The following is a 22,731-nucleotide window of genomic DNA, read 5'->3' as shown; positions in this document are numbered from 1 at the left end:
TTAATTAAGAATTAAATAGAAAGGTTATATTTTATTAAATTTTGATAGAAAATGTAATTATTTTAATTATTATTTTTGCATCCGGAAGGATTTGAACCTTCGACCTCTCGGTTCGTAGCCGAGTGCTCTATCCAACTGAGCTACGGATGCAAATATTTTTTTTGGTGAGAGAGGGATTCGAACCCTCGATGCAGTATTTACATACTCCCTTAGCAGGGGAGCGCCTTCAACCACTCGGCCATCTCACCTTGCTTTATTTTTTATAAATTTAAGTTAATTTTAGTTATTAAAAAACAAAATTAATTAATAATAAAAAAATTTTTATTTTTTAATTATAACAAATAAATATTTTTTAGCAAAAACATTTATTTGTAAAATTATAAATCTAAAATATTTTTCCATTTTATATAAATAAAAAATACGTTTAATGATTGAAAATCATGGTGTATCTTGCTGAGAGACAGCAAGATACACTATTAATTGTATTAATATTCTGGTTTTTTATTTTTTTCTGCCTGAATACGTTGATAAATTTCTTCACGATGTACTGAAACTTCTTTAGGTGCATTTACTCCAATTCGAACTTGATTCCCTTTAACTCCTAGTACTGTTACAGTGACTTCATCGCCGATAATGAGTGTTTCTCCAACTCGACGAGTTAGAATAAGCATTCTTTGCTCCTTGAACGATTGAGAGAATCTATCTTATTTGATTCCTGTTTTATATTATATAATACGGGGTTAAATACATATCGTAAAGCTATGTTAATACAAAATATCAATAGCATATATTTATAATATTATATTATTGAGTAAATCCATGATTTAATTTCTGTTAATGCTTCTGGTAATTTATGAATATAAGTACTTCCTCCTTCAGCAATATCTGGTTTACCTCCTCCTTTTCCATTTATTTTTTTTAATATTATTTTAATAAGATCATTAGCTTGTATTAATTCATGCAAATTATTAGTGACACCTACAATTAAAGTTACTTTATTATTGATAAGATTTGCTAAAATTATTATTGCTTTTTTAAATTTATTTTTTAATATATCCATTATATTACGAAGTGTTTTGGGATCTTGATCTTGTAATGTATTTATCAATAATATTATATTTTTTATTTTAATTTTGTTTTTGTTTAGTTTTGCTATTATATTAGTAATATTTTTTTCTTTTAATTTAGATATATCTTTTTCTAAATTTTTTTGTTTTATAATAATTTTTTCTAAAGTTTTTTTTAAATTATTGGGATTAGTTTTTAAATTTGAACAAATTTCAAGAACTTTTTTTTCTTGAGAGTGTATTAAATGTAATGCATTTTTACCGGTTTTTGCTTCTATACGGTATGTATTAGATGCTATTTTACGTACAGACGTAATTTTAAAAAAACCAATATCACCAGTTCTTTCAGTATGAGTGCCTTTACATAGTTCATTAGAATAATGGTCAATAGAAACAACTCTTACGTGTTTTTCGTATTTTTTGTGCGATAAGAAAATTATATTTTTTTCTTTTATATTTTTAAAATTTATTATTTTTGTTGTTATAAGAATATTTTTGGAAATATTTTTATTAATTAATTTTTCTATTTCTTGAATTTTTTTTAATGGAATAGGCATATTATGAAAAAAATCAAATCTAATCCAATCAGCAGTTACTAAAGAACCATTTTGATAAACATGATCACCTAACGTTTTATGTAAAGCTGAATTAAGTAAATGTGTGGCTGAATGATTTTTCTGAATATCGAAACGGTATTGTTCATCAATTTCAGAAAAAACTTTTTGTTCGATGTGTAAAATACCTTTTTCGACTATTCCAAAGTGAAGAATCATGTTCCCATTTTTTTCCGTATTTTTTACTTTAAATTTCCCTTCATTGTTGTAAATAATTCCAATATCTCCTATTTGTCCTCCTGATTCTGGATAAAAAGGTGTTTTATTTAGTAAAAGAATTCCTTGTTCTCCTGATGATATAAATTGTTCTGATGTTTTATTTTTAATAATATTTTTTATAATAGATTCTGTTTTATATGTGTTATATCCTATAAATATAGATATATTTTCTGTATTATGCATCATAATATAATTTTGATTAAATATTTTTTTTTCTCTAGATCTATTTTTTTGTTTTTCCATATGTTTTTCAAAACTTAAACGATCTACGTTAATATTATGTTCACGACAAATTTCTTTTGTTAAATCGAAAGGAAAACCAAAAGTATCATATAAATAAAATGTTATTTCGCTATCAAGTGTATGGTTAATTGTTTTTTTAATTTTCGAATGAAGAAGTTTTAAACCATGATTAAGAGTAGAACGAAATTGGATTTCTTCTTTTTTTAATATATTTTCAATGTATTCTTTTTTATTTAAAAGATAAGAATTATTAATATTCATTGATTTATTGACACTGGATACTAATTTATAGAGAAATATATTTTTTACTCCTAATAAGTATCCATGTCTTATAGCTCGTCGAATAATACGACGTAATACATAACCTCTATTTTCATTAGAAGGTAAAATATTTTCTACTATCATAAAATATGAAGCACGAATATGATCTGCAATAACATATAAGGATTTATTTTTTAAATCAGTAGTGTTACTTATTTTAGCTATATCATTTATTAATATTTGGAATATATCAATTTCATAATTAGAAGAAACATTGTGCATAATAGCAGAAATACGTTCTAATCCCATTCCAGTATCGACTGATGGATTAGGTAATTTTACAAGTGAACCGTCATTAATACGATTAAATTGCATAAAAACAATATTCCATATTTCAATAAAATCATTTATTTTTTTTCTAAAATTTTTAATTTGTTTGTTGCATTTATTATTTTTAAGATTATAAAATATCTCAGTGCAAGGACCACATGGACCTGTATCTCCCATTTGCCAAAAATTGTCTGAAATATCAGAATTTTCTGTTTTGTTACCAATTAGTACAATGCGATCAGGAGGAATACCTATTATATTTGCCCAGATATCATATGTTTCTTCGTCTGTTTCATAAACAGTTATTAAAAAATTTTCTTTTGGTAATGAAAACCATTTTTTAGATGTTAATAATTCCCAAGAGTACAGAATAGCTTTTTTTTTAAAATAACTTCCAAAACTAAAGTTACCTAACATTTCGAAAAAAGTATGATGATAGTTACTATATCCTACATTTTCTAAATCATTATGTTTTCCTCCAGTTCTAAGACAATATTGAGCAGTAGCAATTTTAGAATATTGATAAGATTTATCTTGTCCTAAAAAAATATTTTTAAATTGATTCATTCCTGCATTAGTAAATAAAATTGATGTATCGTTTTTAGGTATTAAAGAACTACCTTGTATTATTTTATGTTTTTTTTTGCGAAAAAATTCTAGGAATTGATTACGTATTTTTATAGTTTTTTTATTCATATGATTCAATTTAGTGTAGATATTTAATATTTTTATTTTTTTATAAAAATTTTAAATTGTTAATAAAATTATGATTTTAAATTAATTTTATTTTTACTAAAAATATTAGTATTGTTTATTAATTTATTAAATAGATAATTAGTTAGATATTAAATTAAATATTTTTTATTTTAACATTCATTAATTTTAAAATTGTAAATGACAATTATTTTCATTTTTTATGTTTTATATATCATATATTAATTATAGATTATAAGTATAAGGTATTGATTTTAATTAAATTCGTTTTATGTAGAGTTAGAATGTATTATTAAATAATAAATTTTTTATATAAAAAAAGTAAATATTTTTTTATTGAATAAAATATTGTTAGTCAATTAGAAATATTTTCAAGGTTATTTATGATTAAAAAAGAAAGAATATCATTAAAAATACCAAAATTTTATGGAATAAATAAACGTTTAGATCAAGTTTTAGCAAAGATTTTGCATCAATGTTCGCGAACTACTTTAAAAAAATGGATATTAAATAAACAAGTGAATGTTAATGGCAATATAATAAAAAAGCCTAATACTTTTGTTAATTCAGGAGATATTATAGTAGTTAATTCAATTTCCGAAAAAAAATGTAGTTTTGCTGAAAATATTTTTTTAAATATTGTATACGAAGATGATGATATATTAGTAATTAATAAACCGATTAATTTTGTTGTTCATCCTGGTGCTGGAAATATTAACGGAACTATTTTAAATGCTTTATTATATAAAGATAATTTATTTTATAAGATTCCTAGAGCAGGAATTATTCATAGATTAGATAAAAATACAACCGGTTTAATGTTAATTGCAAAAAATATTGTTTCTTATGAGATTTTAATAGAAAATTTAAAAAATAGATCAATTTTTCGTGAATACGAAGCTATAGTTGTTGGAAATGTCATTTCAGGTGGAACAGTAGAACAACCGATAGGTCGTCATATGAAATATAGAACCAAAATGTGTGTGAGTTCTATCGGTAAGAAAGCTATAACACATTTCCGTATCATTGAACGTTTTAAATATCATACTCATTTAAGAATTAATTTAGAAACTGGGAGAACACATCAAATTCGTGTACATATGCTGCATATTAGATACCCTATATTAGGAGATCCTGTTTATCATGGTACATGTATTAAACCTAAAGGTATGTCTATAACAGTTTTAAAAAAAATAAATTTTTTTTCTAGACCAGCATTACATGCTAGTAAATTACGATTTATTCATCCTAAAAAAAATAACTTAATGGAATTTAACATATTTCTTCCTAATGATATGCAAAAATTAATTAACATTTTAAAAAAAAATTAATTATATTAAAATAATTAAATAATAAATAAACATTTTTATTTTATTTAACATGATTATTATATCACATTTATTAATTTACTATCCGATAAATGTAAATTTTAAATAGTAATTTAAGAATATTTTCATTGATTTAAAATTAATTTAAGTTAACAAAAGAGATAATTTTACTATGTTAGAACAACCTATACTTGCTGATTTATTGACGGTTTCTATTATCAATTCCAATAATCAAGTTGTTAAAAAACCTTTACGAACGTCAGTAAAACAAGCTTTAAAGAATTATTTTTTACAATTTCATAATAAAGATGTAACTAATTTATATGAATTAGTCTTAGTTGAAATAGAACAACCATTATTAGATATAGTAATGCAGTATACCCGAGGGAATCAAACTAGAGCAGCATCAATAATGGGGATTAATAGAGGTACATTACGCAAAAAATTAAAAAAATACGGTATGAATTAAAATATATGTATTGCACTTTCTAAAAGGAAGAGAGAGTGCAAAGGAAATATTATAATTTATTTTTTAATTTTTTGTTAAAAGTTTATATGTTAATTTTTTAACAGCACTTTTTAAAGACCAAAAATAACCATCTAATCCAAATCCACAAATAACTCCTTCAGAAATATCAGAAAACCATGAAGTAGATCTAAATTGTTCTCTTGCAAAAATATTAGAAATATGAACTTCAATAAAAGGTATATTTACGGATAAAAGAGCGTCACGTAAAGATATACTGGTATGTGTAAATGATGCAGGATTAATTATAATATAATCAATATTATCTTTTGCTTGATGAATACGTTCGACTAAAATATGTTCAGCATTAGATTGTAAATGATCTAATTTTACATTTAATTTTTTAGCTTTTTCGTTTAATTGTATTAGTAATTCTGATAATGTTTTTGCACCGTAAATATTAGGTTCTCGGATTCCTAATAAATTGAGATTGGGTCCATTTAGTAATAAAATGTTAAATTTATTATTCATAGTAATATTTTCTTTTAAAGATTAATTTTTAATAAAATTTATTTTTATATTTATAAGTTTATCATATTAATATTTTTTATTAAAAAAAATTAATATTATATGTTTATATATGTCAGTATATCTATTTTTATAGATCGTTTTTTTAAAAAAACGAAATAATATCTATATATTTTATTTTATAAAAATGATAAATTTTTTTATAGTTTATAATAATATAAAATAATCTTTATTTAAAGAAGGTACATATATAAAATATGTGTCTTAATTTTTTGAAAGAGTTATAATATAGATTATAAAAATTTCATGTGAATAATTTATTTTTAACAAATGTAATTATTGAATAATTATTAATTACAATAAGTGAGTTACAATGATACTTGATTTAGTAACAGAAAAATTATTATTATTAAATAATATAAATAAACAAGATATTGATTTAATTTTAAGTGATTTATCTAAAAAAGATATTAATTATGCAGATTTATATTTTCAGTCTATTTTTCATGAATCATGGATATTAGAAGATAAAATTGTTAAAGAAGGTATTCACGATATTGATCAAGGAATTGGGGTGAGAGTAATTTCTGGAAAAACGACTGGTTTTTCTTATACTAATCAAATAACATTAAAAGAATTAAAAAATAGTGTAATTTTAGTTAAAGATATTGCTAAGAACCATTCTGGTAGAAAAATAAAGAATTTATCTAAATTAAAAAATAAAATTTTATATGATTTTAAAAACCCTTTAGATAGCTTTTCTGATCAAGAAAAGATTGAAATGTTGTATTTTATAGATAAAACAGCTCGAAATTTAGATCAAAGAGTTATTAAAGTTAATTCTGTTTTAAATGGTCAGTATGAACAAATTTTAATTGCAGCAACTGATGGAATTTTAGAAGCAGATATTCGACCTTTAGTGCATATTTCTATTACTGTGATAGTAGAAGAAAAAGGTAAAAGAGAAAGAGGTACCAGTGGAGGAGGAATTCGTAAAGATTACAATTATTTTTTAAGACAACATTCTTCTGGTGTTGTTTATCTTGAATATTTAGTCAGAGAAGCAATAAGAATAGCTTTATTAAACTTATTTGCAAAAGAAGCTCCTTCAGGTAGTTTTCCTGTAGTACTTGGACCAGGTTGGCCAGGAGTATTATTACATGAAGCTGTTGGTCATGGATTAGAAGGTGATTTTAACTATAAAGGAACATCTGTTTTTACAGGTAAGATTGGAGAGAAAGTTACATCTAATTTATGCACAATAGTCGATAACGGAATGATACAGTATAGAAGAGGTTCTTTAAATATAGATGATGAAGGTATTCCCGGTAAATATAATATTTTAATTGAGCAAGGCATTCTCAAAGGGTATATGCAAGATAAATTACATGCTAATTTAATGGGTGTACAACCAACTGGGAATGGAAGAAGAGAATCTTACGCTCATTTACCGATGCCAAGAATGACTAATACTTATATGTTACCAGGTAAATCTGAACCTAATGATATTATCAATAGTGTAAAATATGGAATATTTGCTTCAAATTTTGGAGGGGGACAAGTAGATATTACTTCTGGTAAATTTGTTTTTTTTACTTCAGAAGCATATTTAATAGAAAAAGGGAAAATAACTAAACCAATAAAAAAAGTAATGTTAATAGGATCAGGATTAGATAGTATGAATAAAATTTCTATGGTAGGAAATGATTTATCTATGGATAAAGGTCTTGGTATTTGTGTAAAAGATGGACAAAGCGTACCTGTAGGTGTAGGTCAACCTACTATAAAATTAGATAGTTTAACGGTAGGTGGTACTAATTAAATAATTGTATTTGCATTTTTTATGATGGGAATCAATGTTTACTAATCATTTTTTAGAATAAAAATTATGCAGTCAAATATTCACATGTGACTGCATGATATTTTTATTTGATAGTACATAAATTGGTTAATTTATTTTTTCTTTAATTCGTGCTGATTTACCTTTTCTGTATCTTAAATAGTATAATTTAGATTTTCTTACATCTCCTCGTCTTTTAACTAATATTTTATCAATTAAAGGAGAATATATTTGAAATACTCGTTCTATTCCTTCTCCATTAGAAATTTTTCTTATTGTTACAGCAGAATGTAAATTTTTGTTTCGGATGGCAATTACTACTCCTTCAAAAGATTGAATTCTTTTTTTTGAACCTTCTACAACCCAAACTTGTATTTCTAAGGTATCTCCAGGTCGAAAAAAAGGTATATTTTTTTTCATTTGTTCTGTTTCAATTTTTTTTATGATATTCATTAATTAGTTATTCCTTTAAATTAATCTTTATTTTTTATTTTTCCAATCTTTTTTAAATTCGTGTAACAGAATTTTTTGTTCTTTAGATAGATCTATAATCTTTAAAAGATCAGGTCTTTTTATCCAAGTAACACCCAAAGATTGTTTTAATTTCCATCTTTTTATTTTAGCGTGATGACCGGACAATAATATTTTAGGAACATGCATTCCATTAATAATATTAGGTCTGGTATATTGAGGACAATCTAGTAATCCATTATAAAAAGAATCTTCTTCTATATATTTTTTTTTTCCTATTAAATCTGGAATTAATCTTGACAAAGTATCTATAAATATCATAGCTGGAAGTTCTCCGCCACTGGTTATATAATCTCCAATAGACCACTCTTCGTCAATTGAACTAAAAATTAATCTTTCATCTATGCCTTTATATCTTCCACATATTAAAATAAAACTGGATATTTTAGACATTTTTTCAACATATTTTTGATTTAATTTTTTTCCTTGAGGAGAAAGATAAATAATTTTGGAATTATTTTTTATTTTCTTTTTTGCATGTTCAATAGCCATAAGCAAAGGTTTAACTTTCATTAACATCCCTGATCCTCCTCCATAAGGACGATCATCTATTGTATGATGTTTATCAGATGTATAGTCACGAGGATTCCATATTGTAATTTTGATAATATTTTTTTTAATTGCTTTGCTAATAATTCCATAATTTTTAATTGCATTAAACATTTCTGGGAATATACTAACTATATTAAATTCAATTAAAGTTTTATGTGGTTTATTTAATAATTTTTTATTCAAATATAGGATTCCAATGTACCGTTATAGTTTTATTGATAATATCGACATTTTTTATAACTTCATTTTCTATAAAGGGTATTAGTATTTCTTGTTTTCCCATATTTTTCCCGTAATTTTTTATTACCAATATATCATTTGATTTAGTTTGTAAAAATTTATCTATTTTACCTAAATAACTACCAGTGTCAGATATAATTTTAAAATTAATCAAATCATTCCAATAGTATTCATTTTTTTTTAATATTGGAAGTGTTTTTTTTTCTATTATAATATGACAGTGAGTTAATTCTTTAGCTTGATTTCTATTTTTTATGTTTTTTATTTTTATTAAAAAAAAATTTTTATTATTTTTTTTATATTCTAAATCTAAAATGATCCATTGATTTTCTTTTTTAGTAAACCAGGGATAGTATTTAAAAATATCGTTTTTATTTTCAGTAAAAGAAAATAATTTAACCATACCTAAAATACCGTGAGCTGATCCTATTTTACCTATTATAAAGGGATCGTTGGGTTTATTACTTGTTTTATATATATTAAACATTAGATTTCAGTAGTTTTTTATTTTCTTTGATTAAGTAATTGGCTCTTTTAGAAACAGCAGCTCCTTGACCGGTCCAATATTGTATTTTTTCCATATTAATATATATTTTTTTATCTTTAGAAGAAGCAATAGGATTAAAAAATCCAATTTTTTCAATAAATCGTCCATTTCTTGGAAAACGGCTATCGGATACAACAATTTGGTAAAAAGGACGTTTTTTTGAACCATGACGAGCTAAACGTATTTTTAACATATAAATCCTTCTTTTATAAAATAGTATATATTCAATATTTATGTATTTTTATCTACATTAAAGTCAAATGATTAAAATATACATTTATTAATTAATTTAACTATTTTACTAGTTAAACATATTTTTGGGAATAATATTTTTAATTTGACTTATTACTGTTTTTATATTCCATTTTTTTATTTTTGTCATTATTTTTTTTAGATCATTAAATTGTTTTAGTAACTTATTGATATCTTGTATATTTACACCAGATCCGGAAGCAATACGACGTTTTTGTGATCCTTTGATAATTTCTGGTGTTTTTCTTTCTTTTTTTGTCATTGAATTAATAATTGCTTCAAATTTAACTAAAATTTTATCATTAATAAAGGATTGTAAATGATTTAATTTTATTTGATTTTTAGGTAATTTTTCAATTAAAGTTGAAACACCTCCCATATTTTGCATTTGTTTAATGTGTATTAAAAAATCATTTAAATCAAATTTATTTTTGTTTTTAAGTTTATTTTTTAATTTTTCAGATTTTCTTTTTTTTGTATATGCTTCAATATTTTCTATAAGAGACAACATGTCTCCCATACCAAGGATACGAGATGCAATTCTATCTGGATAAAATGGTTCTATAGCATTTAATTTTTCTCCTGTTCCCATAAATTTAACTGGTTTTCCGGTAATAAATCGTATTGATAATGCTACTCCTCCTCTAGTATCACTGTCCATTTTAGTTAAAATTATACCTGATATAGGTATAATATTATTAAATACTGGCAGTATATTGATACTGTCTTGACCTATCATGGCATCAATAATCAGTAATGTTTCTATTGGTTTTATATTATCATGTATTTCTTTGATTTCATTCATCATTTTTTTTTCAACATGAAGTCTACCTGCTGTATCAATTAGTAATATGTCATAAAATTTTATTTTTGCGTATTCTAATGCTTTATTAGCAATTTCTATAGGTTTTTGATTAGAATCTGATGGGAAAAAATCGATATTAACTTCTGATGATAAAATTTCTAATTGTTTAATAGCTGCAGGTCGATAAATATCTGTGGAAACCATTAATATTTTTTTTCTTTTTGTTTCTTTTAATAATTTTGCTAATTTTACTAAATTAGTGGTTTTTCCAGATCCTTGCATACCTACTATTAATATTACTGCAGGTGGAGATACATTGAGATTTAGAGTATTATTTTGTTCTCCCATAATTAATATTAGTTCTTTTTTAATAATTTTTATAAATGTTTGTCCTGGAGTTAAAGTGTTATTAATTTCATTTCCTAATGATTTTTTTTTCACATGATGTATAAATTGTTTTATTACAGGTAAAGCAACATCTGCTTCTAACAAAGAAATTCTTACTTCACGTAATGTTGCAGAAATATTATTTTCTGTTAATCTTCCTTTGTTATAAATTTTATTTAAAGTTTCTGATATACGTTTAGTTAGATTATCAAACATAATTTTTCTCTATTATTAAGTAACAATAAAAGATTAATTTTATTCTATATAAATAAAATTTAAAGATTAAATTGTATATATTTAAAAATGGAATCTATAATCTTATATTATTAAAATGAAAATAATAATATAAATTAGTTTTTTATGTATAAAAATTTTTGTTTTAGTGATATTTTTATATTTTATTAATAATATAACTCTATTGTAATTATGTAATTTTAATATAGAGTTATATCATTTTATTATATATTAATATTTGAAGATATGTTTTGGTAATATCCTAATATTTTTAAAGATTTAGTTATATTATTTAATTTAGTTAGTGCACTGTCTGTAAGAGATGATTTTTTATGCATTAGAATATCTATATAAAATATTTCTTCCCACGGATGATCATACATCGGTCTAGATTCTAATTTTGTCATAATTAAATTATGTTCTTTTAATATTGATAATATTTCTAGTAGAGATTCTATTTTTTTTCCTATTGTTAATAATAATGTGGTTTTTATAGGTTTTTTTTCCAATATGTTTATTGGGCTATGACCTAATATTAGAAAACGAGTTATATTATTTTTTTGATTAGATATATTTTTTAATAAAACCTGCAATTTATAATATTTTCCTCCAATTTCGCTACCTAAAGCAGCAATATTTTTTTTTCTTGTTTTGGCTACATATTGAATAGCATTAGCTGAACTTGATGTATGTCTTATTTTCCAATTAGGAAATTTTTTCATAAAGTTACTACATTGCTGGAAAGGTTGTGCATGACTATAAATTTTTTCTATATTTTTTAAATTGGTATTAGGTATAGCTAATAAACAATGATTAATAGGGATATAAGTTTCTCCGACAATAGATAGACTGGTGTTTTTCAATATATCATAAACTTCATTAATAGGACCTGAAGAAGTGTTTTCTATAGGTAATATAGCAAAATTAGATTTTTTATTTTCTACAGATTCAATAATTTCTGTGAAAGAAGAATATGCTTTTTCTTTTATTTTTTTATAAATTTTTTTGCAGTTCGTAACTGCGATATGGGAATAAGAACCTTTAGGTCCAAGAAAGGAAAACACGGTAGGAAAAAAATTATTTTTTTTTTCTAGTATTTTTGTTTGAGTTGATACTGAATATTCTATTATAAGTGTAAATATATTTTTTATAAAATTGGTATTAAGATTTAATTTTTTTCCTAAATTAGTTACTTCTTTTAATAGTAATTTTTCACGTGTTACATCTCTAATAGGTTGAGAAGTGTTATTTTTCTCTATTGCTATTTTTTTAATAATTGATTGTCTTTTGGAAAAATTTTTTATTAATTTTTGATCAATTAAATTAATTTTATTACGTAAATAAAGTAAGTGATTTTTATAAATCATAATTGGCTACTTATCAAATATTTAATAAATTTGATTTCAGAAGAATAAGTTTTAAGTAATATGTTATATTTTTATTAAAATTTAAAAAAAGGTTTCTATATATTTATATATATAAATATATTTAAAATAATTTTTATAAAATTTTTAAATATTTATTTACTAAATTAAAAAAATAAATCATTATTATACGAAATATAAAATTTTAATTTTAAATTGTTTTAAATAAAAATAAATTTTGTATTAACGTAAGACATAGATATAAGATTGTTTTATTTTATTAAAAATGCTAATATTTTATATGAATAATGTTATATAAGGTATATTAATTTATTTTATTATTTTAAAAAAATAATTTATAAATTTCATTTAATAATATTAAAGTAATGAATTAATTTTGTCAAACATAAAGTATTTTGTTTTTATTTGACAGTATTGATAAATATTATCTAATTTATAAATTTTTAGTATTTTTATTTTTAATTATATAAAGCTATTTTTTTGACATTATTTTAATTTTTATAAATGATTGTATAAGATTAATTTTATTTTTTAGGTGGTTTTTAGATGAAAACTTTTTCAGCTAAATCAAGTAATGTAAAAAAAAATTGGTATGTAATAGATGCTACAGGGAAAATATTAGGTAGACTAGCAACCGAGTTGTCTAAGTACTTGCGAGGAAAACATAAAGTAGAATATACGCCACATGTTGATGTCGGTGATTATCTAATTGTTTTAAATGCTAAAAACATTTTAGTTTCTGGAAAAAAAGAAAATAATAAAATTTATTATCATCATACAGGTTATATAGGGGGAATTAAAAGTTTTTCTTTTAAGGAAATGATACAAAAATCTCCAGAACGTATTATTGAAATAGCTGTAAAAGGTATGCTTCCAAGAGGTCCATTAGGTCGTATGATGTTTAAAAAGTTGAAAGTTTATGCTGGTAATAATCATAATCATGCAGCACAAAATCCACAGTTTTTAAATATTTAAATTAGGTTTATATAATAATGACAGTAATTCAAGGTTATGGGACAGGTCGTAGAAAAAGATCTTCTGCTCGAGTTTTTATGAAGTTCGGTGTTGGTAAAATATTTATTAATAAGTGTCAGTTAGAAGATTATTTTAGTAGAGAAACAGCGTGTATGATAGTACGCCAACCCTTAGAATTAGTAGATATGGTTTCTAAATTTGATTTTCATATTACTGTAAAAGGAGGAGGAATTTCTGGACAAGCTGGTGCAGTACGTCATGGAATTACTCGAGCTTTAATTAAATATAATGCATTATTTAAAATTGATTTAAAAAAAGCTGGATTTGTTACACGTGATTCTCGTCAAGTAGAACGCAAAAAAGTAGGTTTGCGTAAATCAAGAAAGCGTCCACAATTTTCTAAGCGTTAGTAAGATATCGTTGATTTTTTATGAGGAATCCGGAATAGATTTTTACCGGGTTTCTTTTTTAATAAAAATTTTTATATAGTTTTGATAGTTTTATTTCATATTTATAAATTTTTATTTTTTAAAAAATTAGATATATCTGAACATAGTTTTTTGACACCAATTCCGTTCATTGCAGAAATAAGATAATATTTTTCTTTTTTTTCTAAAGAAAATAAAACTTTATTGATTATTTTTTTTATTTGTTTTTTTTCTAAAAGATCAATTTTGTTAAAAACTATCCATCTAGTTTTTTTATATAGTTTTTTTTTATTGTAATTTTTTAATTCATTTATAATGATATTTATATTTTCAATAATATTGGCAGGTTTATATGAAGAAATATCGATAATATGAAGTAATAAATTGCATCTTTCTAAATGTTTTAGAAATAAAAAACCTAATCCAACTCCTTTTGATGCATGTTTTATTAATCCTGGAAGATCAGCAATAACAAAACTTTTTTCATTTTTTATGGATACAACACCTAAAGTAGGTGTTAAAGTAGTAAAAGGATATTCTGCTATTTTTGGTTGAGCAGAAGATATCGATTGTACAAAAGTAGACTTTCCTGCATTTGGCAGACCTAACGTTCCAACATTAGCTAATAATATTAATTCCAGTAATATTTCTCTTTTCTCTCCTTCTGTTCCAAGAGTTCTTTTTTTTGGTGTACGATTAATAGAAGATTTGAATCTGGTATTTCCTAATCCGTGCCAACCTCCTTTTGCAATTAATAATATTTGGTTATTTTCAACCATATCACTTATAATTTCTTTGGTTTTAAAATCAATTATTCTTGTTCCTACTGGTACCAAAATAGTAATATCAACACCTTTTTTACCGGTACATTTTCCAGAAAAACCATTTTTTCCATTTCCTGCTAAAAAATATTTTTTAAATTTAAAATCTATTAATGTATTAAGATTATTGACAGATTTTAACCAAACATTTCCTCCGTTTCCGCCATCTCCTCCATCTGGACCTCCTTTAGGTATGTATTTTTCTCTTCTAAAGCTTACACATCCATTACCTCCGTTACCAGCAATGACATGAATAATTGCTTGATCTAGAAATTTCATTTTTTTTTCCTTTTTAAATTTTTCTCTAAAATATAATTTTTTCTATTTTAAAAGAAAATTTTTGATTATAAACTAAACAAATAAAAAATTTATAGATTTTTAAGACGGCATTTTAATTACTATATTACTAAGAAAGTAAAAAGATCTCTTAATTTTACAGGAGATCTTTTATTTTAAAGGTAATTTTTTATTTTACGACACTAACGTATTTTCTTTTTTTTATTCCTTTTATTTCAAATTTTATCGTTCCATTTTCAGTTGCAAATAAAGTATAATCTTTTCCACAACCCACATTAATGCCGGGATGAAATTTAGTTCCTCTTTGTTTAACGATAATGCTGCCAGAAGATATTTTTTCGCCTCCAAAACGTTTTATTCCTAAACGTTTAGCATTAGAATCGCGACCATTTCGGGTTGAACCACCTGCTTTTTTATGAGCCATTAATTAAATTCCTTTGTGTTAGTAATAATTTTTGTGATTTTAACATCGGTAAATAGTTGTCTATGACCTTGCGTTTTTTTATAATGTTTTCTTTTATTAAATTTTAAAATTTTTATTTTTTTATGTTTTCCATGATTTTCTATATAAGCTTCAATTAAAGATTGTGATAAAATAGGGGTACCTATTTTAATATTTTTTTTATCTGTAATCATTAATATTTCTTTAAATTTAATCGATTTTCCTATTTTTAAATTTATTTTTTCTAATCTTATAATTTGTCCTTCTTTTACTCGGTGTTGTTTCCCACCGTTTAAAAAAATTGCATACATGAATAACTCCAATAGTTGATAGTTTAATATAGATACTGATGTTAATATTAATAATTTTAAGATATAAATACCAATCTTAATTAATAACTGTTAATAAATTTTATTATAAAATTGTATAGGATATGTTAATATATTTTTTTAATGCTAAAAAAATATATTATTTTATTTTTTCCTATAATCAGAAAGATTAGTGAATTTTGATTATATTTTTTAATATTTTCATTATTTTTTATACATATATATTTTAATTATTAATATTGTTATAGAATATTTTAAAATTAAATATAGATAAATTATTTTATTTTTAAATAGAAGTAAGTTCTGGCGTATTTTTTTTAAAATTTATAATTTAGATAATATATGATAAATTGTATTAAAATATTATTTTTTATTATATTGATAACGAATTTTAAATTTATGAGAATAAGGGGAAAAAATTATTTTTATTAATTTAAAAGAATTTTTTATAAAAAATAACTTTTCTATTTAAAATAGTTATGAGATATACATTACTTTCAGGAAAAACTTTTATTTATTTTTTTATTATATTTAATAATATAAATTTAATTTTTATGTTTTTTATTGTTTTAGGATATAAAGTATTAGATGTTGGTATATTTTTATTTTTTTAAAATGAATTTAAAATATTTTTTATTACAGTTTTATATTTTTTATATAATTTTTAAAATGTTAAGTGTTGTGTTAGATAGAAATTATATTGAAGATATAAAATTTTATATTTTTAATATGAAAAATTAATTGTTTAATTTTTTATATATTAGTGAATGTTTAGTACAAAATATTACCAGTTATTTTTATTTTTATAGAAATAAAATTTATAATTTTTATTTGTTTTAGTCATTTTAATTTTTAGCATTTTAATATATACTTATTTCTCATATATATAGTTTTTATTCTTAAATTGAAATTATTTATATCGATTAATATGGTAAATTATATTGCATTTTTTTAGTAATGTTGTATTTTTATTTAATAATTTTTATATTTTAATTGAATACATATTAATCTAATTAATAAATAAGATAAATTTATTTATTTTTTTTAAAAAAAATCGTTTTAAATTTTTTATCGAATATATAATATTTTATTTTTTAGTACGATTTTTAAAATAATTTTTATGATATATATTTGTAATTTTTTAATATTTTTATGGACTATAATTGTGCTTTTTTTTATTCCATTCTTTAGGAGAATAAGATTTTATAGTTATGGCATGAATTTTTTTTTCCATAATATCTGACATTAAAGATGTATAAACAGATTGTTGTCTCTTTACTTCACTCATTCCTGTAAATATTTCTCCAATAGCAATAATTTCTATATGATTACTATCTCCTGTTACATATATTTCTTGTAATGCTAATTTATTCATTAGTATTTTTTTTATTTTTTTATTTTGCATAGTTATTTTTAATTTAATGTAATGGAAAAATTTTTTAAAAAATAATTTTTATTTTATTCAATATATTGGGTTGGATAAAATTTTAATTGAGTAATAAAATATTAAAAATTATTTTTTAGTATCTTTATAAAAAGCAAAAAACATATGATATATATCATATATATAACATATTATTTAATCGATATTAATAACAATTTTATTATTATATAAATAATATTTTTAGATATAATTATATTTATGTTGAATTATCGATATTTTTAAATATTATTTATATATAGAAATTATTGTTTCTTTTTGTTAATTAATTATGTTGTATAGTTATACAGTATCATTAAAATAAATTAGATATTAACATAAAAGTAATAATTTATAAAACATATTTTTTATATACGGTACTATCTATGAATATTCATTCATATGTTTTTTATTCTTTTAAAACATTTTTTAAATTAATTGCATATTTTGCTAATTTTAGTATTTTTAATTTTATTTACTTTTCTATAATATATAAAAAATAAAATAATAATATTATTATTTAGAGGTTTTGTATGAAAAGCAAAATTCCAATGACTGTAAGTGGTATAAAAAAATTACGTAAAGAATTGCAAAAATTAAAAGAAATTACACGGCCTCGTATTATTTCTGATATCTCTGATGCTAGATCTTACGGTGATTTAAAGGAAAATGCAGAATATCATGCAGCTAGAGAAGCACAGGGATTCTGTGAAGGACGGATACAAGAAATTGAATCTAAACTTGCCAATGCCGAAATTATTGATATCACTAAGGTATCTAATAATGGTACGGTAATTTTTGGTGTTACTGTAACGGTGTTGAATGTACATACTAAAAAACAATTTACTTACAGTATTGTTGGTAATGATGAAGCTAATTTTAAAAAAAAATTAATTTCTATTAATTCTCCTATGGCTCGTGGATTACTTGGTAAAAAAGTCAAAGATATTGCTGTAATAAAAACACCAGGTGGAAAAATACAATATAAGATATTAAAAATAGATTATGTATAGTATCTATATACTATAAATATATACATAATGATTAAAATAAATATGGGAAATAATATGTAAAAATTTAATATATTTTATATAGATAAAAAATTTTTGTTAGAAATGTTATAAAAAATTATTTTTTAATAATTCATAGGATTTAATGAGACTTTTATATATAACAATTAAAAACTATATCAATATTAATGAGTAAATTATTTTTTGAGTAAAAGTTATAAATTTTATTTAATTTTTATTTTTTAGGATATATTTTCATGATAAAAAAAAAATAACAAATTCTAATAAATGGTTGAAAAGGCATTTTTGTGATAAATATGTAAAATTAGCTTATAAAAAAGGATTGCGATCAAGAGCAAAATTTAAGTTAGCAGAATTAAACAATTCTGATAAAATCTTTCAAATAGGTATGAATGTGATAGATTTAGGATCATCTCCTGGTAGTTGGTCGGAATATGCTGTTTCTAAAATAGGAAAACAGGGAAAAATTGTAGCTTGTGATATACTACCGATGCTTCCTATTAAAAATGTACTTTTTATTCAAGGTGATATCAGAGAAAAAGTTATATTTGATAAATTATTACATTTTGTAAAATTGAAACCTGTTAATGTGGTGATGTCTGATATGGCTCCTAATATGAGTGGGTATTCTTGTATTGATATTCCTAAGTCTATTTTTTTATGTAATTTGGCTCTTGAAGTATCTAGAATAACTTTGGTACAAGGAGGAACATTATTATTAAAATTATTTCAAGGAGAAGGATTTGATACATTTTTAAAAAAAATCTATGATTTGTTTTCATTAGTCAAAATTCGTAAACCATATTCTTCTCTAACTAGTTCTAGAGAGGTATTTATTGTAGCAGCTAAGAGAAAATAATAATATCTTATGCTGTTTTTTATATTATTGTAATAATGAGGTTAATACCTTGAGTGACATGGTTAAAAATCTGATTCTTTGGTTAGTTATTGCAGTTGTATTCATGTCTATATTTCAAAGTTTTAATTCTGATGATGGGAACATTCGTAGAATAGATTATTCAACTTTTTTGTCAGAAGTTAATCAAGATCAAGTCCGGGAGGTACATATAAATGGGCATGAAATTAATGTTATCAAAAAAAATAATAACAAATATAAAACATATCTTCCAATTAACGATTCTAGGTTACTAGATAATCTATTAGTAAAAAATGTTAAAGTAGTAGGAGAAGCACCTGAAGAGACAAGTTTGATTACTTCTATTTTTATATCTTGGTTTCCAATGTTTTTATTAATAGGTGTCTGGATTTTTTTTATGCGTCAAATGCATATTGGTGGTGGCAAGGGTGCTATGTCGTTCGGTAAAAGTAAAGCTCGTATGTTATCTAAAGATGAGATTAAGATTACTTTTTCTGATGTAGCTGGTTGTGATGAAGCCAAGGAAGAAGTTAGTGAATTGGTAGAATATTTAAGAGAACCTAGTCGTTTCCAAAAATTAGGTGGTAAAATTCCAAAAGGAATTTTAATGGTTGGTCCTCCAGGAACAGGTAAAACATTACTTGCAAAAGCTATAGCAGGGGAAGCTAAAGTTCCTTTTTTTACTATTTCTGGATCTGATTTTGTTGAAATGTTTGTTGGAGTAGGGGCATCCAGGGTACGTGATATGTTTGAACATTCCAGAAAATCTGCACCGTGTATAATATTTATTGATGAAATTGATGCCGTAGGTCGTCAAAGAGGTACTGGTGTTGGAGGTGGACATGATGAAAGAGAACAAACATTAAATCAAATGTTAGTAGAAATGGATGGATTTGAAGGAAATGAGGGTATTATTTTAATTGCCGCTACGAATCGTCCTGATGTTTTAGATCCTGCTTTATTGCGTCCGGGTCGTTTTGATAGACAAATAGTAGTAGCTTTACCTGATGTTCGAGGAAGAAATCAAATTATTAAAGTTCACATGCGTAAAATTCCTTTAGATAAAGATGTTGATGCAATGATTATTGCTCGTGGTACTCCTGGATTTTCTGGCGCAGATTTAGCTAATTTAGTAAATGAAGCAGCTCTTTTTGCTGCTAGAATGAATCGTCATACTGTATCTATGTCAGAATTTGAAAAAGCTAAAGATAAAATTATTATGGGTTCTGAACGTCGATCATTAGTAATGACTGATGCGCAAAAACAGGCTACTGCTTATCATGAATCTGGACATGTAATCGTAGGAAGATTAGTTCCTGAGCATGATCCTGCACATAAAGTAACAATAATTCCAAGAGGTAGAGCATTAGGAGTAACATTCTTTTTACCAGAAAGCGATACTATTACTATCAGTCGTCAAAAATTGGAAAGTCAAATATCTACTTTATATGGAGGACGATTAGCTGAAGAAATTATTTATGGTGAAAAAAATGTATCTACAGGTGCTTTTAATGATATAAAGATTGCAACTACCTTAGCAAGAAATATGGTGACTCAATGGGGTTTTTCAGATAAATTAGGACCTTTGTTATATGTTGAAGAAGAGGATGAAATATTTTTAGGTCGTTCAGTTGCTAAAGCTAAACATATGTCAGATGAAACTGCCAGAATAATAGATAAAGAAGTAAAATTATTAATAGAGTTAAATTATCAAAGAGCAAGAAGTATTTTAAATGATAATATAGATATATTACATGCTATGAAAGATGCGTTAATGAAATATGAAACAATTGATGCTTTACAAATTGACGATTTAATGGCCAGAAAAAAAGTTCGTAAACCTGTAAATTGGATAGAAAATTCTTCTTTTAATTAAATTAATATTTAATATAGTTATTTTAAGATTTAAATTATATTTAATGTAATTTTATTTTTATAAAAAATTATTTAGATATAACTAAAATATTTTTTATTTATACATTTTAAATAATATTTTTAGATGAAAAATTTGGTTAAATGTTAATTTAATCATTGATGGAAAATTAATATTCAAAGTATTGCAAATTTTAAATATTTTTTTTAAAAATGTAATTTAAAATAAATATGTGTTTAATTAATATTTTTAATTTTTAAATCAAGTTCAATTTAGATGTAAAAATTATTATTTTTTATTAAAAAATGTACAACTATCTCTTTATTTTATAGGAGATAGTTGATTTATTTAAAAATAAATATGTTTATTTATATAATGAATATTACTTTTATTTTAATTTTTATTTAAAATTAAAATTTTATATTTATAAAAATATTATATTTTTATTGGATTTATTTATTTATGTAAAAATTAATTTATTTTTAAAACAATATTTTTTTATTAAAAATGAAACTAAAAGTAAAAAAATAATTTTTGTAAGTACATTTAATTAAAAAAATTAATAATAATTCTTATTATAGATAGAACAAAAAATGAAGTATGTTATACTTAATATTATGTTATGTGTTAATATAGATTAATAAAATATATAATTTTATTTAATGAAATAAAAATATATTTTCATTTTTTATTACAATAGTAAATTTAGAAAAAATTATTTTTATTGCTTTAGTTAATTTAAATACATTAGTATTGTTTATCAAATTTATAAAATTTTTATAGAAAATTATATATTAATTCTTAAAAAGAATTAATATATAATTAATTTAAAATTTACATACAAGTGCAAAGATTTGGTTTTTATTTACAAAGAATGTTTTTAATAAAATTTATAAAATTGAAATTTTGTGCAATTTTAATTATCTTATTACTGATTTTATAAACGTAAAAATCTTAATAAAGTTATGATTATAACTTATTTTTTTTTCTAATAAATTAATCTTAAGATATTTTTATTTTTAATATAAATTTTATGATAGTGAATTTATAAGATGTTAGATTTAAGTATTTATAGTTAAAAATATATTATATTGTAACTATAGAATATATAACTATCATATTTATATTTTTTACCGAAAATTTCTTTTATGGTAAGAAATGTACATTTTATTTATAATCAAAAAATTATAATGTATGACAAATTATTAAATTTTAATATTTCATTTGTATTAAATACCAGGGAGTAATAGAAAAGTTTTTTATAAAAAAATTAATTATTTAAATTAATCAAATAGTAATAAAATTACTACAATTTTATTTTAGATGTATTCAATAAAATAATTAGATTTATGTTTTTGGTATTTTTTTGAAATTTAATTAATTTATTTTTTAATAGTGTAGTATATTTATGTTTTGTAATAAATTAAATTTATATATAAAATATAGGATAAAGATTATAAAAATATTAGAAATAATGATTTTATAGAATACATATAATTTATTCTAATAAATGTTTAATTTAAATGTAGATTGAAAGCAAAAATTTTATTTACAATTTTAAAATTAGATAAATTAATTGATTTTTATTGAACATTATATTCTTAATAAATATAACATTATTTAATAAATGTATTTTATATTTTTATTAAATAATATTATATAAAAAAATTTTATAACAGTAATGACAATAGGAAC

21 protein-coding genes and 2 tRNA genes are annotated in these 22,731 nt (G+C 22.4%); 8 read left to right on the top strand and 15 right to left on the bottom strand.

Annotated elements, in window-relative coordinates:
- Nucleotides 1-76: 76 nt before the first annotated feature.
- The 4 genes from AB4W77_RS01755 to alaS form a co-directional block, all read right to left on the bottom strand.
- Nucleotides 77-150, bottom strand: a tRNA-Arg gene (locus tag AB4W77_RS01755).
- 12 nt (nt 151-162) lie between these two features.
- Nucleotides 163-248, bottom strand: a tRNA-Ser gene (locus AB4W77_RS01750).
- A 237-nt stretch (nt 249-485) separates the two neighbouring features.
- Nucleotides 486-671 (bottom strand): carbon storage regulator CsrA, encoded by a 186-nt coding sequence (gene csrA / locus AB4W77_RS01745; protein WP_367681301.1) that lies wholly within the window; start codon nt 669-671, stop codon nt 486-488.
- Between the two features lie 128 nt (nt 672-799).
- Nucleotides 800-3,430, bottom strand: coding sequence for an alanine--tRNA ligase (gene alaS / locus AB4W77_RS01740; RefSeq protein ID WP_367681300.1), 2,631 nt, complete (start codon nt 3,428-3,430; stop codon nt 800-802).
- Nucleotides 3,431-3,831: 401 nt separating this feature from the next.
- Here alaS and rluD point away from each other — a divergent pair, with 401 nt between their 5' ends.
- Both rluD and fis read left to right on the top strand, forming a co-directional pair.
- Nucleotides 3,832-4,779, top strand: a complete 948-nt coding sequence (gene rluD / locus AB4W77_RS01735) for a 23S rRNA pseudouridine(1911/1915/1917) synthase RluD (RefSeq protein WP_367681299.1) — start codon at nt 3,832-3,834, stop codon at nt 4,777-4,779.
- 169 nt (nt 4,780-4,948) lie between these two features.
- Entirely contained in the window at nt 4,949-5,245 is a 297-nt protein-coding gene (fis, locus tag AB4W77_RS01730) for a DNA-binding transcriptional regulator Fis (protein WP_367681298.1), read from the top strand.
- Between the two features lie 63 nt (nt 5,246-5,308).
- Here fis and aroQ read toward each other — a convergent pair whose 3' ends face one another.
- Nucleotides 5,309-5,773 (bottom strand): type II 3-dehydroquinate dehydratase, encoded by a 465-nt coding sequence (gene aroQ / locus AB4W77_RS01725; RefSeq protein WP_367681297.1) that lies wholly within the window; start codon nt 5,771-5,773, stop codon nt 5,309-5,311.
- Between the two features lie 370 nt (nt 5,774-6,143).
- On the opposite strand from aroQ, the gene tldD reads away from it, so the two are divergent.
- Nucleotides 6,144-7,592, top strand: a complete 1,449-nt coding sequence (gene tldD / locus AB4W77_RS01720; protein WP_367681296.1) for a metalloprotease TldD — start codon at nt 6,144-6,146, stop codon at nt 7,590-7,592.
- Between the two features lie 126 nt (nt 7,593-7,718).
- On the opposite strand, the gene rplS is transcribed toward tldD, so the two are convergent.
- From rplS to AB4W77_RS01690, 6 genes are all read right to left on the bottom strand, one after another.
- Complete coding sequence (gene rplS, locus AB4W77_RS01715) at nt 7,719-8,063, bottom strand: 50S ribosomal protein L19 (RefSeq protein ID WP_367681295.1); 345 nt, start codon at nt 8,061-8,063, stop codon at nt 7,719-7,721.
- A gap of 27 nt (nt 8,064-8,090) precedes the next feature.
- Nucleotides 8,091-8,837 carry a tRNA (guanosine(37)-N1)-methyltransferase TrmD gene (trmD, locus tag AB4W77_RS01710; RefSeq protein ID WP_367681683.1) on the bottom strand — a complete coding sequence of 249 codons (747 nt, stop codon included), beginning with the start codon at nt 8,835-8,837 and terminating at the stop codon, nt 8,091-8,093.
- Between the two features lie 31 nt (nt 8,838-8,868).
- Nucleotides 8,869-9,420: a ribosome maturation factor RimM gene (gene rimM, locus AB4W77_RS01705; RefSeq protein ID WP_367681294.1), complete on the bottom strand. Its 552-nt coding sequence runs from the start codon at nt 9,418-9,420 to the stop codon at nt 8,869-8,871.
- Nucleotides 9,413-9,673 (bottom strand): 30S ribosomal protein S16, encoded by a 261-nt coding sequence (rpsP, locus tag AB4W77_RS01700; protein ID WP_367681293.1) that lies wholly within the window; start codon nt 9,671-9,673, stop codon nt 9,413-9,415. Before rpsP ends, rimM begins: the two co-directional genes overlap by 8 nt.
- A 108-nt stretch (nt 9,674-9,781) precedes the next feature.
- Nucleotides 9,782-11,140 carry a signal recognition particle protein gene (gene ffh / locus AB4W77_RS01695; RefSeq protein WP_367681292.1) on the bottom strand — a complete coding sequence of 453 codons (1,359 nt, stop codon included), beginning with the start codon at nt 11,138-11,140 and terminating at the stop codon, nt 9,782-9,784.
- 242 nt (nt 11,141-11,382) lie between these two features.
- Nucleotides 11,383-12,525, bottom strand: a complete 1,143-nt coding sequence (locus AB4W77_RS01690; protein ID WP_367681291.1) for a prephenate dehydratase domain-containing protein — start codon at nt 12,523-12,525, stop codon at nt 11,383-11,385.
- A 564-nt stretch (nt 12,526-13,089) separates the two neighbouring features.
- Between AB4W77_RS01690 and rplM the strand changes: the two genes are divergently transcribed.
- Entirely contained in the window at nt 13,090-13,518 is a 429-nt protein-coding gene (gene rplM, locus AB4W77_RS01685; RefSeq protein WP_367681290.1) for a 50S ribosomal protein L13, read from the top strand.
- A 17-nt stretch (nt 13,519-13,535) separates the two neighbouring features.
- A complete protein-coding gene (gene rpsI / locus AB4W77_RS01680) occupies nt 13,536-13,928 on the top strand; it encodes a 30S ribosomal protein S9 (RefSeq protein ID WP_367681289.1) in 393 nt (130 codons plus the stop codon).
- A 101-nt stretch (nt 13,929-14,029) separates the two neighbouring features.
- On the opposite strand, the gene cgtA is transcribed toward rpsI, so the two are convergent.
- From cgtA to AB4W77_RS01660, 4 genes are all read right to left on the bottom strand, one after another.
- Nucleotides 14,030-15,046, bottom strand: a complete 1,017-nt coding sequence (gene cgtA, locus AB4W77_RS01675; protein ID WP_367681288.1) for an Obg family GTPase CgtA — start codon at nt 15,044-15,046, stop codon at nt 14,030-14,032.
- Nucleotides 15,047-15,233: 187 nt separating this feature from the next.
- On the bottom strand, nt 15,234-15,488 hold the full coding sequence (gene rpmA, locus AB4W77_RS01670) for a 50S ribosomal protein L27 (protein WP_367681287.1): 255 nt from the start codon (nt 15,486-15,488) through the stop codon (nt 15,234-15,236).
- A complete protein-coding gene (gene rplU, locus AB4W77_RS01665; protein ID WP_367681286.1) occupies nt 15,488-15,817 on the bottom strand; it encodes a 50S ribosomal protein L21 in 330 nt (109 codons plus the stop codon). The genes rpmA and rplU overlap by 1 nt, the downstream gene beginning before the upstream one ends.
- A gap of 1,168 nt (nt 15,818-16,985) precedes the next feature.
- Nucleotides 16,986-17,240, bottom strand: a complete 255-nt coding sequence (locus AB4W77_RS01660) for a BolA family protein (protein WP_367681285.1) — start codon at nt 17,238-17,240, stop codon at nt 16,986-16,988.
- A 548-nt stretch (nt 17,241-17,788) separates the two neighbouring features.
- Here AB4W77_RS01660 and greA point away from each other — a divergent pair.
- The 3 genes from greA (at nt 17,789) to ftsH (ending at nt 21,039) form a co-directional block, all read left to right on the top strand.
- Nucleotides 17,789-18,268 (top strand): transcription elongation factor GreA, encoded by a 480-nt coding sequence (gene greA, locus AB4W77_RS01655; protein WP_367681284.1) that lies wholly within the window; start codon nt 17,789-17,791, stop codon nt 18,266-18,268.
- 244 nt (nt 18,269-18,512) lie between these two features.
- On the top strand, nt 18,513-19,145 hold the full coding sequence (gene rlmE / locus AB4W77_RS01650; protein ID WP_367681682.1) for a 23S rRNA (uridine(2552)-2'-O)-methyltransferase RlmE: 633 nt from the start codon (nt 18,513-18,515) through the stop codon (nt 19,143-19,145).
- 58 nt (nt 19,146-19,203) lie between these two features.
- Entirely contained in the window at nt 19,204-21,039 is a 1,836-nt protein-coding gene (ftsH, locus tag AB4W77_RS01645) for an ATP-dependent zinc metalloprotease FtsH (RefSeq protein WP_367681283.1), read from the top strand.
- Nucleotides 21,040-22,731 lie beyond the last annotated feature (1,692 nt).

Origin of the sequence: Buchnera aphidicola (Pemphigus immunis) (assembly GCF_964059115.1) — a bacterium.
Taxonomy (GTDB): domain Bacteria; phylum Pseudomonadota; class Gammaproteobacteria; order Enterobacterales; family Enterobacteriaceae; genus Buchnera_C; species Buchnera_C aphidicola_C.
This window is presented reverse-complemented; position numbering and strand designations above follow the sequence as displayed.